12 protein-coding genes and 2 tRNA genes are annotated in these 14,699 nt (G+C 65.4%); 7 read left to right on the plus strand and 7 right to left on the minus strand.

Going from position 1 to position 14,699, the window contains the following annotated elements:
- The first annotated feature begins 45 nt into the window (after window positions 1–45).
- From V3G39_00680 to V3G39_00690, 3 genes are all read left to right on the plus strand, one after another.
- Entirely contained in the window at window positions 46–1,773 is a 1,728-nt protein-coding gene (locus V3G39_00680) for a glycerol-3-phosphate dehydrogenase/oxidase (GenBank protein ID XAS76580.1), read from the plus strand.
- A gap of 103 nt (window positions 1,774–1,876) precedes the next feature.
- Complete coding sequence (locus V3G39_00685; protein XAS76581.1) at window positions 1,877–2,596, plus strand: response regulator transcription factor; 720 nt, start codon at window positions 1,877–1,879, stop codon at window positions 2,594–2,596.
- Between the two features lie 18 nt (window positions 2,597–2,614).
- On the plus strand, window positions 2,615–4,132 hold the full coding sequence (locus V3G39_00690; GenBank protein XAS76582.1) for an ATP-binding protein: 1,518 nt from the start codon (window positions 2,615–2,617) through the stop codon (window positions 4,130–4,132).
- A 104-nt stretch (window positions 4,133–4,236) separates the two neighbouring features.
- Here the strand turns inward: V3G39_00690 and V3G39_00695 are convergent.
- Window positions 4,237–4,328, minus strand: a tRNA-Ser gene (locus tag V3G39_00695).
- Between the two features lie 227 nt (window positions 4,329–4,555).
- On the opposite strand from V3G39_00695, the gene V3G39_00700 reads away from it, so the two are divergent.
- Window positions 4,556–6,073, plus strand: coding sequence for an LCP family protein (locus tag V3G39_00700; GenBank protein XAS76583.1), 1,518 nt, complete (start codon window positions 4,556–4,558; stop codon window positions 6,071–6,073).
- Window positions 6,074–6,233: 160 nt separating this feature from the next.
- Here V3G39_00700 and V3G39_00705 read toward each other — a convergent pair whose 3' ends face one another.
- The 4 genes from V3G39_00705 to V3G39_00720 form a co-directional block, all read right to left on the minus strand.
- Window positions 6,234–6,437, minus strand: coding sequence for a cold-shock protein (locus tag V3G39_00705; protein XAS76584.1), 204 nt, complete (start codon window positions 6,435–6,437; stop codon window positions 6,234–6,236).
- Between the two features lie 341 nt (window positions 6,438–6,778).
- Window positions 6,779–8,302 carry an AMP-binding protein gene (locus V3G39_00710; protein ID XAS76585.1) on the minus strand — a complete coding sequence of 508 codons (1,524 nt, stop codon included), beginning with the start codon at window positions 8,300–8,302 and terminating at the stop codon, window positions 6,779–6,781.
- Entirely contained in the window at window positions 8,299–9,267 is a 969-nt protein-coding gene (locus tag V3G39_00715) for a phosphotriesterase-related protein (GenBank protein XAS76586.1), read from the minus strand. Before V3G39_00715 ends, V3G39_00710 begins: the two co-directional genes overlap by 4 nt.
- Before the next feature lie 92 nt (window positions 9,268–9,359).
- Window positions 9,360–9,446 (minus strand) — tRNA-Ser (locus tag V3G39_00720).
- Between the two features lie 152 nt (window positions 9,447–9,598).
- On the opposite strand from V3G39_00720, the gene V3G39_00725 reads away from it, so the two are divergent.
- The gene (locus V3G39_00725) at window positions 9,599–10,048 is read left to right on the plus strand and encodes a hypothetical protein (GenBank protein XAS76587.1); all 450 of its coding nucleotides are present in this window, start codon (window positions 9,599–9,601) and stop codon (window positions 10,046–10,048) included.
- A gap of 217 nt (window positions 10,049–10,265) precedes the next feature.
- Window positions 10,266–10,541 (plus strand): HU family DNA-binding protein, encoded by a 276-nt coding sequence (locus tag V3G39_00730; protein ID XAS76588.1) that lies wholly within the window; start codon window positions 10,266–10,268, stop codon window positions 10,539–10,541.
- A gap of 141 nt (window positions 10,542–10,682) precedes the next feature.
- Here the strand turns inward: V3G39_00730 and epsC are convergent, their stop codons facing one another.
- Complete coding sequence (epsC, locus tag V3G39_00735) at window positions 10,683–11,261, minus strand: serine O-acetyltransferase EpsC (protein XAS78153.1); 579 nt, start codon at window positions 11,259–11,261, stop codon at window positions 10,683–10,685.
- Between the two features lie 41 nt (window positions 11,262–11,302).
- A complete protein-coding gene (gene cysK / locus V3G39_00740) occupies window positions 11,303–12,238 on the minus strand; it encodes a cysteine synthase A (protein ID XAS76589.1) in 936 nt (311 codons plus the stop codon).
- Window positions 12,239–12,413: 175 nt separating this feature from the next.
- Between cysK and V3G39_00745 the strand changes: the two genes are divergently transcribed.
- Window positions 12,414–14,648 (plus strand): heterodisulfide reductase-related iron-sulfur binding cluster, encoded by a 2,235-nt coding sequence (locus V3G39_00745; protein ID XAS76590.1) that lies wholly within the window; start codon window positions 12,414–12,416, stop codon window positions 14,646–14,648.
- Window positions 14,649–14,699: the final 51 nt, after the last annotated feature.

Genomic DNA, 14,699 nt, shown 5'->3' on the forward strand with positions numbered 1-14,699 from the left:
CATGCATAAACTCACAATCGACGTCAACCAACGAGGAGCCACGACATGGTGATGCAACCCTTCAGCGCGACGCTTTCGCCTGAACAGCACCAGCAGGCCTGGAATGACCTGCAGAACATCCACTTCGACGTGCTCGTCATCGGTGGTGGAGTCACCGGCGCTGGAGCAGCCCTGGACGCTGCGACCCGCGGTCTCAAGGTGGCGATGGTCGAGGCCCGCGACTTCGCGAGCGGTACGTCCTCCCGCAGCAGCAAGCTGTTCCACGGCGGTTTGCGATACCTGGAGCAGCTGAACTTCAGCCTCGTTGCCGAAGCGCTCAAAGAGCGCGAGATGATGATGACGACGATTGCGCCGCACCTGGTGCACCCGGTGCCTTTCCTCTACCCGCTGAGCCACCGGGTCTGGGAACGGCCCTACGTCGCCAGCGGTCTGATGCTCTACGACAACATCAACGGCAAGCAGTCGGTGCCGCGACAGAAGCACCTGACCCGGACCGGTGCGCTGCGCCTCTTCCCGAGCCTCAAGAAGGACGCGCTGACCGGCGCCGTCCGGTATTTCGACGCTCAGGCCGACGATGCCCGGCACACCATGACGGTGGTTCGCACGGCCGCCAACTACGGGGCTGTCGTCCGCAACTCCACCGAGGTCGTCAAGATGCTCAAGGAAGCCGATCGGGTGGTCGGTGCGGTCGTCCGCGATGTCGAGAGCAGCGAAGAGATCGAGGTCAAGGCGAAGGTCGTCGTCAACGCGACCGGCGTCTGGACCGACGACGTGCAGAAGATGGCCGGGGGCCGGGGCAGATTCCATGTCCGGGCGTCCAAGGGCGTGCACATCCTGGTGCCGCGCGATCGAATCGCCGGCGAGGTCGGCCTGATCCTGCGCACCGAGAAGTCAGTGCTCTTCGTCATCCCGTTCGGTCAGCAGTGGATCATCGGGACCACCGACACGGACTGGGTCTACGACCTCGCGCATCCGGCCGCAACATCCAAGGACATCGACTACATCCTCGAACACGTCAACACGGTGCTGACCACCCCGATCGACCGCGACGACATCCTCGGCGTGTACTCGGGCCTGCGCCCGCTGCTCGCCGGCGAGAGCGAGGACACCAGCCAGTTGTCGCGTGAGCATGCAGTTGCGCGTCCGCAGCCCGGTCTGATCTCGATCGCCGGTGGCAAGTACACGACGTACCGGGTGATGGCCGTCGACGCCATCGACGCGTGCGCGGAGGATCTCGGTGAGCTCAAGCCGTCGGTCACCCAGTACGTGCCGCTGATCGGCGCGGAGGGCTACAAGGCGATGCTCAACCTCAAGCACGAACTCGCCGCCGAGACCGGTCTGTCAGACTGGCGGATCGAGCACTTGCTCGGTCGGTACGGCTCCAAGCTGCACGAGCTGCTTGCACTCGGTGACGACGACCCGTCGATGCTCGAGCCGGTCAAGAACGCGGAGCAGTACCTGCGTGCCGAGTTCAAGTACGCCGTGACACATGAAGGCGCCAAGCACATCACCGACGTGCTGGCCCGGCGGACCCGCATCTCGATCAACACCAAGCACCGGGGCACTGACTGCGTTCAGGAATGCGCGCAGATCATGGGCGCCGAGCTCGGCTGGGACGAGGCTACGACAGAGCACGAGGTTGCTGCGTACGTCGAGCGGGTCCAGGCAGAGCGGGCGAGCCAGGAGCTGATGACCGACGAAGAGTCGGACGCCGCGCGCCGCGAAGCTGCCGAAACCCGTGGTGGGCTGCGTCAGGTCACCGCGACGAAATAGATCTGGGATACAGCGCGCCAGGCCCGATCTGTCAAAGGCTTCCCACAGGTAAGACACAGGTCGGGCCTGGACGGCGTACAGGGCAAACCGGTCTACTGGGCGTATGGCTTCTCCTGCGTTGAAACATCCCGATGGCAGCAAGGTGCGTGTGCTGGTCGTCGATGACGAGTCCAACCTCGCCGAGTTGCTCAGCATGGCGCTGCGCTACGAGGGGTGGGACATCAAATCTGCGGGCACCGGATCCAGCGCGGTGCGGGTCGCCAAAGAGTTCAAACCGGATGCCGTCGTGCTCGATATCATGCTGCCGGACTTCGACGGTATGGAGGTGCTGCGGCGGCTGCGCGATGACGATCCCACGCTCCCGGTGCTCTTCCTCACCGCGCGGGACTCCGTCGAGGACCGGATCGCGGGCCTCACGGCGGGCGGTGACGACTATGTCACCAAACCGTTCAGCTTGGAGGAGGTCGTCGCGCGGGTCCGCGCGCTGCTACGACGCTCGGTGCAGTTGACCGAGCCGGCCTCCCCCACCCTGGCCGTCGGCGACCTCACCCTCGATGAGGACAGCCACGAAGTAATGCGCGCCGGGATCGAAATCACCTTGACCGCAACGGAGTTCGAATTGTTGCGGTACCTCATGCGGAACCCGAAGCGGGTGCTGTCCAAGACGCAGATTCTGGACCGGGTCTGGCATTACGACTTCGGTGGCCAGGCCAACGTCGTCGAGCTCTACATCTCCTACCTGCGTAAGAAGATCGATGCCGGTCGTGCCCCGATGATCCACACCATGCGGGGCGCCGGATACGTGCTCAAGCCCGCCGCCTGAGCATCCGCGCCGCTGACAGTGAATACTGCCCTGCGCCCCTCCGGGTGGACACTGCGAACGAAGCTGGTCTCGTCGGTGCTGGCGCTGACGGTGTTCGTGATCTTCGGTATCGGTGCACTCATCGTCTGGGAGTTGCAGCGCACCCTGCACAACAAGGTCGACAGTCAGCTGACTACCTCAGCACAACAGATCAAAAACGGTCCCCCCGATTCTGCAGCCCTCGCCAACCAAGGCAATGGCAGCGGCGACTCACTTCAGGTGGACATGTCTGGCGGTCAGATAATTTGCTCCGACCCCACTGGTAGCTACATCTTCCCCAACTGCAACCAGGGCCAGCGTCGAGCGAACATCTATCGCCTGGGTGAGAGACCCATCCGGCTCACTGATCGTCAGGTGCAGCTCATGCTGAATACCCACCTGAGCATGCGACCCAGCACTGTGACGCTCCACAAGACGGTTCAATACCGGGTTGTCGAAGTGCAGCACTCAGTGCCGTTGGTGAACCAGCAGCCCATCGAGGTCACGACGATCATCGGGTTGCCGCTGCGTGACAACAAGGACACCGTGCAGCGGGCGGCGTTGGCCGTCATCTTGTTGTCTGTAGCCGGACTGATCCTGGTCGGACTCGGGTCGGCCTACCTGGTGCGTCGCAATCTGGAGCCGCTACGCCGAGTCGCGGCGACGGCAACCCGGGTCTCCACCTTGCCGCTGTCCACCGGTGAAGTCATCATGCAGGAGCGCGTCGCGCCGTCCGACACCGACGAGCGCACAGAGGTCGGCCAGGTGGGCGCGGCGCTGAACCAGATGCTCGACCACGTGACGGGTGCGCTGACCGCCCGCCAGGAGAGTGAGACTCGAGTACGGCAGTTCGTTGCCGACGCCAGTCACGAGCTACGGACACCGCTCGCATCGATCCGTGGGTATGCCGAGCTGTCCCGTCGCGAGCATGAACCGGTCCCCGAGGGCGTGCAGCATGCGATGAGCCGCATCGAGTCGGAGTCGACCCGGATGACGGCCCTGGTCGAGGACCTGCTGCTGCTGGCACGCCTGGACTCCGGACGACCCTTGGAACGGGAGCCGGTCGATGTGACCCTGCTGGTGATGGAGACGACCTCCGACGCCCGAGCGGCCGGACCCGACCACCGGTGGGCTCTGGACCTTCCGGAGGAACCCGCTGAGATGATCGGCGACGAAGCGCGGATCAGGCAGGTCCTGATCAATGTGCTGGCGAACGCCCGACGGCACACGCCACCGGGCACGTTGATCACCACCCGCGTCGGCGACACGAGATACGAGACGGTCATCCGCGTCACGGACAACGGCCCGGGTATTCCCCCGGAGCTGCTCCCACACATCTTCGAACGGTTCATCCGCGGCGACTCCGCACGGACCCGCACCGAGGGGTCGACCGGGCTGGGGCTGGCGATCGTCTCGGCCGTCGTCAGCGCGCACGGCGGTCGCCTGGAGGTCGCGTCACAACCGGGCGAAACATCGTTCACCATCTATCTGCCGCGTGCCGCAGCAGTGCCAACCTGAGCAGTGACAACCTGAGCGGATGATCGCGGGAGATGTCGAACATGCAGACAGCCCGAGCCGGCTGGCTCGGGCTGTCATCCGATGTCGTTGCTGACATCACTGTGCGGAGGCGGAGGGATTTGAACCCTCGATGGGGTTTTAAGCCCCAAACCCGCTTAGCAGGCGGGCGCCATAGACCTGACTAGGCGACGCCTCCAAATGCAAGCGTCCGCAAGGTTACCGGGGTCCTCGCGCCGGACCAAACCGGCCACTACAGATCGAACGCTGGGGTGCCGGTGCCGTAGTAGTGGACAATGGCGGACACTGAGCTTGACCTGTTGCAGGACCAACACGCGGAAGTAGGACATGGCGGAACGTGGCGGACCCGATCCATCAGACCATCGGGCACAGCTGCCTCGGTCGAGTCGTGATGGCTCCGGCAAGGTGGCGCCGCAACGAGGTCCTGCATCGGACACCGGATCCACCCCGTCCCGGCACGACGTCCGCGAATCACGCGTCCACGAAGTACGACGGGCGATGTTGCTGACAGCGTTGAGCGCGGTGCTACCCGGACTGGGGCTCGTGTTCACCCGCAAGCGCCGCCTCGGCCTGCAGCTGCTGGTCGGATCGGCTGTCGCCGTCGCGATCCTGCTGTGGCTGCTCCTTCGTAACGGTGTCATCCGAGGTGCTGCAAGTCTGCTGTCCACCGGTGGGTTGTACTTTCTGCTCTTCGTCTGCCTGATCGGGGGGCTGCTGTGGCTCGGCGCGATCGTCGCCACGTACGCCGAGACGACCGGTCGACGGTGGCCCCATCAGACCCGGTGGATGCACCGTCTCTTCGCGGTCATGCTCTGCGTGGCGGTAGGAGTGCCGGCTGCTGTCGCGTCGAACTACGTGTGGGTCACCAAAGGCACCCTGGACACCGTCTTCACCGGCCGGTACGGAGGACGCGATGCCGGTCAACGGGGCCCGGTCGGCGGCACCGACCCCTGGAAGTCGGTCCCCCGCGTCAACATGCTCTTCCTCGGCTCCGACGCCGGCGCCGACCGCACAGGCGTACGCACCGATTCGATCATGGTGGCCAGCATCGACACGCACACCGGCGACACGACACTGGTCAGCGTCCCCCGCAACCTGGAGCGGGTGCCTTTCCCCGCGACCAACCCGCTGCACAAGATCTACCCGAACGGCTTTTACTGCCCGTCGCGCGGCGCAGGTCACGACTGCCTGATGGACGCCATCTGGACCGAGGCGGGCACCAACTATCCGGCCCTTTTCCCCAAGGACGAGAAGAACCCCGGGCTGGACACCACGCGTGAGGTGGTCAGCGCGATCGTCGGGATGCCGATCGACTACACCGTCGTGATCGACCTGCTCGGCTTCCAGCGGCTGGTCGACGCCATGGGCGGAGTGAAAATCAACGTCCCGAAGGGCGGCATCGCGATCGGCGGCAGGATCGCGAACGGTCGCATCGTGCCGGGCAGCATCACCGGTCGCGTCCCGGAGGGCTACCGGAAGCTGAACGGGAATCAGGCGCTGTGGTACTCCCGCAGCCGCGTGGAGAACAGCGACGATGATCGCACGAGGCGTCAACGCTGCATGGTCAATGCCCTGATCGACCAGGCCAACCCGTTCACCATGGTCACCAAGTTCACCGACGTGATGGCAGTGGCCCGTCAGAGCATCACGATGGACGTGCCCCAGAGCCGCTTGGACGCCTTCGCCACCCTGGTCACCAGGATGAAGAAAGGGAATGTACGCAGCGTCAACTTGAGTTACCCGACCATCGCAAGCGGTAATCCCGACTTCGCGAAGATCAAGCGCCTGGTCAAGAGCGCCATTGACCGCCCACACACGGTCAAAAAGCCGACTCCCGCTAAAACGACGACCCCGGGTAGCTCCTCGAGCCCCTCTCCCAGCACCACCGCGAAGCCCATCGAGAACACCTCCGACTCCTGCTGAAACGTCGCTCACGGTCGACCGGTGCGCTCACTCAGCACCGATTGACCGCGCGGAATCATCCACCAAGACGACAGAATGCCCCACCACCCTGCGGGTGGTGGGGCATTCTGCAGGAGGTCTATCGCGGCGAGCCGCGGTGCTCCTTAAGCCTGTTGGTGACTCAGGCGTTGACGACGTTGGTCGCCTGCGGGCCCTTGTCGCCCTGGGTGATCTCGAACTCCACGCGCTGCGCTTCGTCGAGGCTCTTGTATCCGTTGGTCTGGATGGCGGAGTAGTGAACGAAAACGTCCGGTCCCCCACCGTCCTGAGCGATGAAGCCGAAGCCCTTTTCAGCGTTGAACCACTTGACGGTGCCCTGTGCCATGAGCGGTAACTCTCTATCTTTTCTGGAATGGAACTCCACTTGTGCGAAACTCCGGCTGCCGTTGGGAGGTGCCCCGCAGAGCGTGAACCGTGGCCCACATACAAAATGCCCGCTAACCTGCTGCGGGCACTTCATCGTCCTGCGAGAAACTCCAACTGCAACCAAGTAGGACGCTAGCACGAATGCATGGACGGCGCCTACCCCCCGTGAGCCACCACATCGACCCGGCCCACCTCTTGTCCTACGCCGTGCCCCATCTGACATCGCGCACCGTCATCCACGCATCCAGAAGACACCCGTGCGTCGCCATGGCTACCGCAACGCCGACCTGCAAGGCCGCGCTACCTGACTGCGTCTCCCCAGACAGCGTCATCGCGGATCTGCGCCTTGAGAAGTTTCCCGGCAGCGTTGCGGGGCAACGGGGCATCACTGATGCGAACATACTGCGGGACCTTGTAGTCGGCCACCCGCCCTGCGACATGCTTGAGTACCTCGGCCACGTCCAGGTCAGCGTCGCCGACGAGCACGACACCGACCTTCTCGCCCATGACCTCATCCGGGACACCGACGACGGCGGCCTCGATGACACCTGGAGCATCCGACAGCGCATCCTCCACCTCGATGCTCGCGACGTTCTCCCCACCGCGGTTGATCATGTCCTTCGCGCGGTCGACGATGGCGATCCGGCCCGCGTCGTCGACCGTCACGATGTCGCCGGTGCGGAACCATCCGTCAGCGGTCGTCGCAGGCGCGCGCCCACCCCAGTAGTGCTGCAGCACATTGGGTCCGCGGACGAGCAGCTCTCCGCGATCCCCGCTACTTCGACCGGCGGGATCAATCGCGATATCCACGACGGGCGCCGGGTACCCGATGCTGTCGGCGTGTTCTGCGGCCTCCGTATCGGGTAGGACGCTGACGATCGAGCAGGTCTCCGTAGCGCCGAATCCGTTGAAGACCCGTGCCGAGGGGAAGGCCGCCTGCAGCGAGCGGACGAGCGACGACGCGATCGGGGCGCCGCCGTAGCCCACGACGTGCACGCCGCTGACATCAAGATCGGCGAACGAAGGTTGGCGCAACATGAGGTTGTAGATCGCGGGCACCGTGACCAGGAAGGAGATGCGCTCGTCCACAATGCTGGCCATCATCACGCCGAGGTCGAGCGCAGGCAGCACCACGGAGGTACCTCCCACGTGCAGCGCGGTCAGTAGTTGGGCGTTGCATCCGGTGACGTGGAACAACGGCACCGAGATCAGCGTGCGGCACCCGGCGCCGATGCCTGGATCGATGCCCATGCAGCGCACCATCGTCTCGGAGTTGGACAGGAACGCCAGGTGCGTCGTCGGCACACCTTTGGGACGGCCGGTCGTGCCGGAGGTGTAGAAGATCGCCGCGATCTCCTGTGCCCGGGCACCCGAGTCGATGTGCGGCTCACCGTCCGGCAACGCAACTCCCGGCAGGAGCTGCACGGATGCGCCCGAATCAGTGAGCACGAACTCGATTTCGGGTGCGGCGAAGCGGGTATTGACCGCGACGACAACACCGCGGGCGAGCAGGACACCCCAGAACGCGACGACCCAGTCGGTGCCGGCCGGAAGCCGCAGCGCCACGCGGTCCCCTGGCGCGAGACCGCCGGCAACGAGTCCGCCGGCGACCCGTGATGCCCGATCCAGCAGCCGTGCATAGGTAAGTCGGTCGCCGCCGATCTCCACGACGGCTTCGACCTCGGGCGTGCGGGCAACCACATCCAGTAGCTCGCGGACGAGCGTCTCCGGCAGTGCGTCATAGACGCAGACGCCGTCGGCGCGGCGGTGCGTACCGGAGGTGTCGAACGGGTTCGACCCGCGCGGCAGTGCCTGCACCGTCATACCCGCGCTCCGCCGAGGTAGCGCGCCGGGGTGTCGACGAGCATCGTGGTGATCTGCTGCTCGCTCACGCCGTGCCCACGCAGAGCGGGCAGCACGTCATCGTGGATGTGGGTGAAATTCCAGTTCGGCGCAACCTGCTCGGCCACCCCGTCGGGTAGCCAGTCCATGTGACAGGACGCGTCGTGCGACAGCACCATCCGGTCGGCGAAGCCCTCCTCGGCGAGTTTCGCGACCGTTGCCACCCGCTGGTCGGTGGGCAGGTAGATGTCCAACCCGAAGCGGTCCATTCCCAGGATCGAGCCGCCGTCAATGAGCTCATGCAGGTAGTCCAGGTCGGCGGAGTCGCCACTGTGTCCGAGGACGATGTTGGCCGGGTCGACGCCCTTGTCGCGGAAATACTGCTGCGCAACCAGACCGGTCCGATGCGCGACGCTCGTATGCACGGTGATCGGAACTCCGGTCTGCAGATGCGCCGCCGCGACAGCGTCGAATACCCGCGACACCCCCGGGGTGAGGGCGTCATCGATGGCGCACTTCAGCAACCCGGCGCGGATGCCGGTGCCCCCGATACCAGTCGTGATGTCGTTGATGAACATGTCGATCATCACGTCATCCCCGCCGAGCAGGGTGCCCGGGCCGTGGAAGTGGAAGTAGTGCGGGACGTCGTTGTAGGTGTAGAGGCCCGTCGCCGCGACGATATTGATATCCACCTGCTCGTTGACTGCGGCGACCCGGACCACATCACGGCCCATTCCGAGCACGGTCGGGTCGACGATGGTGTCGACCCCCACTGCCTTCATGGCCTGCAGCCGGGCTACCGCGTCGGCCACCCGGGCCTGCTCGTCCCACCGCTGCGGAAAATTGCGCTCGATCTCGTCATCGCGGATGAACACATGCTCGTGCATCAATGTCGTACCCAGGGCTGCGCTCTGCACCGGGCCGCGGATCGTCTGGACCTGTGTCATGGCCACTCCTTCGGTCGTCAGGCGGAAGGGGCTCACCCGCCTATGACTGACCGTAATGGTGACCTGTGTCACCTGCACAGGTATCCGACGCGCGGAGGGCGAGGGATTCGAACCCTCGAGACGGTTACCCGCCTAGCGGTTTTCAAGACCGCCGCACTAGGCCACTATGCGAGCCCTCCTTGCTCGACGTGTGCCACTACGCATCGTCAACGCCGAACGCTGGTCATCCTAGTTCGCCAGAGCTGCGAGTCCAGGCGCCCGGCGGATCGAGCCCTGCACGGGGTCTCGCGGATAGAGTCGGCACCGACACCACCTTCTTAGGAGAGCAGACATGGGCAAGCTGTCGTTCCTCGTCGGACTGGCCGCCGGTTACGTCCTCGGCGCCAAAGCCGGCGAACGCCGTTACGAGCAGATCAAACTGCAGGCCTCGAAGGCGTGGGAGCACCCCGCCGTCCAGGAACAGGTCACCAAGGCCGGCGAACAGATCCGTGAGCGTGGCCCGGAAGTCGCGGCCGCCGCGGGGCAGGCCGCAGCGCGAGGCGCCGGGCAGGCCGTCAAGAATGCGGCAAGCGCCGGATTCCACGCCGCTACCGGCAAAAAGCAGGGTCCCGTCGTTCAGGGAAGCATTGCCGACGGCGCACCGGACGTGGTCGAGGGCCCCACGGAGGCCGATGGTGCGCTGCACGACCTCGACCCAGGGGTTGGGCAGGTGCCGATGGACCGCGACGACACGGTCCCCGTGGATGCCGATACCGACAGCGCAGAGACCAAGCTGACCTAGACCCGCAGTCCCGACCCGGGGCGTGTTTTTTGACACCGGGGCTCAGGCGTCTACGGTGAGGAACGAGCGCGCGCCGCGGAATACCGCAGTTATCGGACATATTCCGGGTAGCGTCGACGTCGTCGGCCAACCCGTCGGCGGACGGTTACGGCACTGTCGTCACCGCAAATGTTTTACTCGGATCAGTTTTTCTCTCAGACAAATAGACAGGATCTCCATGAACCGCACTGACCTTGCGAGCACCATTGCCCAGCGCACCGGCGTCAGCGTCAAGGACGCCACGTCCGTGATCGCTGGCTTCAACGACGTCATCCTCGAGGCCATCGGCCGCGGCGAGAAGGTCCAGCTGCCCGGTCTGCTCACCATCGAGCGCGTCGAGCGGGCCGCCCGCACCGGCCGCAACCCGCAGACCGGCGCCGAGATCCAGATCCCCGCGTCGCACGCAGCCAAGGTGACCGCGGGCAGCAAGCTGAAGGCCGCTGCCAAGGGCTGAACCCCTCCCAGCTCAACGAAAAGGTCCCCTACCGTGATCGGCAGGGGACCTTTCTCGTTGCACACTGGTTGCATATTGTCGCCAGGGCGTAGCTATTGCAGCACCCTGAGCAGAAGATGCGACCCCTGCGGCTGAGGCTGGTCAGATGTGGATGGCGGGATCGATCCAGTCGCCGTACGGATCCTCCCCGGATCGCGGAAACCGCACCCTGGCCGGTATCCCGGTCGCGATGGCCTGTGGCGGCACGTCCTTGACGACGACGGCGTTGGCGCCGATCTGAGCCTCGGATCCGATCTGGATGGGCCCCAGCACGCTGGCGCCGGACCCGATCGTCACACCGTTGCCGACGGTCGGGTGACGTTTGATGCGGTTCATCGAACGGCCCCCGAGGGTGACCCCGTGGTAGAGCATGACGTCGTCGCCGACCTCAGCCGTTTCCCCGATCACCACGCCCATACCGTGATCGATGAAGAACCGCCGCCCGATGGTGGCTCCGGGGTGAATCTCCACCCCGGTCGCCGCACGTGCGGCCTGCGACACCATGCGGGCAGGCAGTCGCCATCGCCCACCCCTGGACCACATCCGGTGGGCGGCCCGGTGCACCCAGATCGCCTGAAGCCCCGGAGAGGTCAGCACCATCTCGGTGCGGGAGCCGGCCGCCGGATCGCGGGCGATCGCTGCGTCGACATCCTCGACGAACGTCGCGACGACGCCCCGCAGTCCGCAGGCCGCGCGACCGTCCGTGAGAGAGGGCGGCACGGTCAGTCGACCAGGCCCTCGAAGAGAACCGTCGACAAGTAGCGCTCACCGAAGCTGGGGATGATCACCACAATGGTCTTGCCTGCGTTCTCCGGGCGGGCAGCGACCTGCGCAGCGGCGGCGAGCGCCGTACCCGAGGACAGTCCGACGAGCAGGCCCTCCTCGCGGGCGGCGCGACGGGCCCACTGCACCGACGTCTCGAGGTCGATGTCGATGACCTCGTCGTAGATGTCACGGTCCAGGATCTCGGGCACGAAGTTCGCGCCGAGCCCCTGGATCTTGTGCGGACCGGGCTTGCCGCCGTTCAGGATCGGTGATTCCTTGGGCTCCACCGCGATCATCTGCACGCTCGGCTTGCGTTCCTTGAGCACCTGACCGATGCCGGTGATCGTGCCCCCGGTGCCGATGCCGGCGACCACGATGTCGACCTTGCCGTCGGTGTCGCGCCAGATCTCTTCGGCCGTCGTACGGCGGTGCACGTCCACGTTGGCCTGGTTCGCGAACTGGCGGGCCAGGACTCCGCCGCGCTCCTTCGCGATCTGCTCGGACACGTCCACCGCGCCCTTCATGCCACCGGTGGCCGGGGTCAGGACCAATTCGGCCCCGAAGCCGCGCAACAGCGCGCGGCGCTCCTTGCTCATGCTCTCCGGCATGGCGAGCACCACGTTGTACCCCTTGGCCGCTCCGACCATCGCGAGCGCGATACCGGTGTTACCCGATGTCGCCTCCACGATCGTGCCGCCCGGCTTCAGCTCGCCGCTGTCCTCGGCCGCCTTGATGATGGCTGCGCCGATGCGGTCCTTGACGGAGGCACCGGGGTTGCCGTACTCAAGCTTGGCCGCGACGACCGTGCCGGTGTCACCGGTGTCGATGATCCGGTTGATCCGTACCAACGGTGTGTTGCCGATGGCCTGGGTGACGTCGTCGAGGATGGGCATGCAATCCGCCTTACTGATAGGGCCTCTGTCGAGGCATGACCGCGTTCGCTGCTGTGACAACGGCCGGGGAGTTATGCCTATTCCAACAGGTGGTTATCACGACGGCAATGCGGAGATCCGGGTAAGGCGCGCCCGCGCCGCTACTGACGGGTAGTGGCGCCGTAGGATCGCGGACATGTCCGCACTGCAGATCGTCGCCGGCCTGATCGTGGTCGTCATCACCCTGGTCGGAATCGCGCTGCTGGTCCGCGCCGTACGCCGAATGCTCGCGACCTACCGGCTGGGCCGGCCTGCAGCCCGCACCGACCGGCCCGGCGCCCGCACCGTCACGCTGCTGCGCGAGTTCCTCGGGCACACCCGCATGTCGCGGCTGCCCGTCGTTGCCGTGGCGCACTGGTTCACGATGGTGTCCTTCGGGTTGCTGTTCTTCACCCTGCTCACCGCCTACGGCCAGATCTTCGACCCGACCTTCGCGCTACCACTACTCGGACATTTCTTCCCCTACGAGTGGCTCGCCGAACTCTTCTCATGGGGAGGGCTGATCGGGATCTGCTACCTGATCTGGAACCGCCGCAAACTGCACCCGGCGCGTGCAACCGGTCGCGACGGTCGCTGGTCCCGGTTCTTCGGATCCACCTACTGGCAGGCGTACTACGTCGAGCTGACGATCCTCGGCGTCGTGCTGTGCGTACTCGCGCTGCGGGGATTGGAATACCGCATCGACCAGGGCGCCACCGCATTCCACTACCCGATGACGTTCTTCATCGGAAACGCGTTCAACGGACAGCCGGATCACACCGTCAAGGCGTTGATCGTCGTCATCGCGATGCTCAAGATCGTCATCTCGATGGCGTGGCTCATCACCATCGGGCTCAACGTCACCATGGGCGTCGCGTGGCACCGCTTCCTCGCCTTCCCCAACATCTGGTTCAAGCGGGATGCCGACGGCCGGACCGCGCTGGGCGCTTTGGCCCCGATGATGATCGGCGGCGAGCCGGTCACCATGGAGAGCCTGGAAGAACTCGACGAAGACGCCGTACTGGGTGTCGGAGCGGTCGAGGACTTCACCTGGAAGGGCCTGCTGGACTTCTCCACCTGCACCGAGTGCGGGCGTTGTCAGAGCCAGTGCCCAGCGTGGAACACCGAAAAGCCGTTGTCCCCCAAGCTGTTGATGATCACGTTGCGCGATCACGCAGCAGCCAAGGCGCCCTACCTGCTCGCTGCAGAGTCCGCGCGTGATGCGCTGCCCGAAGCAACCAGGACCGTCGGCCTGATGCCGCTGATCGGGCACACCGGGTACGACGTCGCGAGTCCTCTTGCCGCCTACAACCCGCATGGACCCGATGCGGTCATCGATCAGGACGTGCTGTGGGCGTGCACCACCTGCGGCGCATGCGTGGAGCAGTGCCCGGTCGACATCGAGCACGTCGACCACATCGTCGATATGCGCCGCAACCAGGTGCTGATGGAGTCGGCCTTCCCGAGCGAGCTGTCCGGGCTGTTCAAGAACCTGGAGAACAAGGCCAACCCGTGGGGTATGTCGGCGCGGGCCCGCTTGGACTGGGCCAAGGGGCTGCCGTTCGAGGTCAAGGTCTTCGGCCAGGACATCGAGTCGATGTCGGAGGTGGACTACCTCTTCTGGGTGGGCTGCGCGGGGGCTTATGAGGACCGCGCGAAGAAGACAACTCGTGCGGTGGCCGAGCTGCTGGACACTGCCGGGGTGTCGTTCGCCGTGCTCGGTGACGGCGAGGCGTGCACCGGCGACCCGGCACGGCGGGCCGGCAACGAGATGCTCTTCCAGGCGCTGGCCAGCCAGAATGTCGAGACCCTGAACGGGGCGGGTGCGACGAAGATCGTCGTCACGTGCGCGCACTGCTTCAACACCTTGAAGAACGAGTACCCGCAGGTCGGGGGCGACTACGAGGTCGTGCACCACACGCAACTGCTCAACCGTCTGGTTCGGGACAAGCAGCTCGTACCTGTCGCGCGACCGGATGAGGCGGACAAGACCGGCGCCGCGTCGACCGCCAGCACGGTGACCTACCACGACCCGTGCTACCTGGGTCGGCACAACAATGTGTATGCCGCGCCGCGTGAGCTGATCGGTGCGCTGCCCGGTGTGGAGTTCAAAGAGATGGAACGCTCAGGGATCAATTCCTTCTGTTGCGGCGCCGGCGGCGCGCGCATGTGGATGGAGGAGAAGCTCGGCACCCGCATCAACCTCAACCGGACCAGGGAAGCGGTGGCGACGGGCGCGGACCGGATCGCGATCGGCTGCCCGTTCTGCCGGGTGATGTTGACCGACGGACTGACCGCGGAGCAGGCGGCAGGCGACGCGCGCGAAGAAGTCGAGGTGGTCGACGTGGCGAACATGCTCCTCGCGGCCGTCCGTCGCGGCCCGACGGACTGATCCACCTGAAGTTGTGTGAACGGGTGCGCCCTAGAGAGCGCACCCGTTCAC

Source organism: Dermatophilaceae bacterium Sec6.4, assembly GCA_039636865.1.
Taxonomy (GTDB): Bacteria; Actinomycetota; Actinomycetes; order Actinomycetales; family Dermatophilaceae; genus Allobranchiibius.

Excerpts from the sequence above, each read along its gene's own strand:
- V3G39_00715 (XAS76586.1), bottom strand. The coding sequence starts at position 9,267 with ATGACACAGGTCCAGACGATCCGCGGCCCGGTGCAGAGCGCAGCCCTG.
- V3G39_00710 (XAS76585.1), bottom strand. The coding sequence starts at position 8,302 with ATGACGGTGCAGGCACTGCCGCGCGGGTCGAACCCGTTCGACACCTCC.
- V3G39_00705 (XAS76584.1), bottom strand. The coding sequence starts at position 6,437 with ATGGCACAGGGCACCGTCAAGTGGTTCAACGCTGAAAAGGGCTTCGGC.
- V3G39_00680 (XAS76580.1), top strand. The coding sequence starts at position 46 with ATGGTGATGCAACCCTTCAGCGCGACGCTTTCGCCTGAACAGCACCAG.
- V3G39_00725 (XAS76587.1), top strand. The coding sequence starts at position 9,599 with ATGGGCAAGCTGTCGTTCCTCGTCGGACTGGCCGCCGGTTACGTCCTC.
- V3G39_00745 (XAS76590.1), top strand. The coding sequence starts at position 12,414 with ATGTCCGCACTGCAGATCGTCGCCGGCCTGATCGTGGTCGTCATCACC.
- V3G39_00685 (XAS76581.1), top strand. The coding sequence starts at position 1,877 with ATGGCTTCTCCTGCGTTGAAACATCCCGATGGCAGCAAGGTGCGTGTG.
- V3G39_00730 (XAS76588.1), top strand. The coding sequence starts at position 10,266 with ATGAACCGCACTGACCTTGCGAGCACCATTGCCCAGCGCACCGGCGTC.
- cysK (XAS76589.1), bottom strand. The coding sequence starts at position 12,238 with ATGCCCATCCTCGACGACGTCACCCAGGCCATCGGCAACACACCGTTG.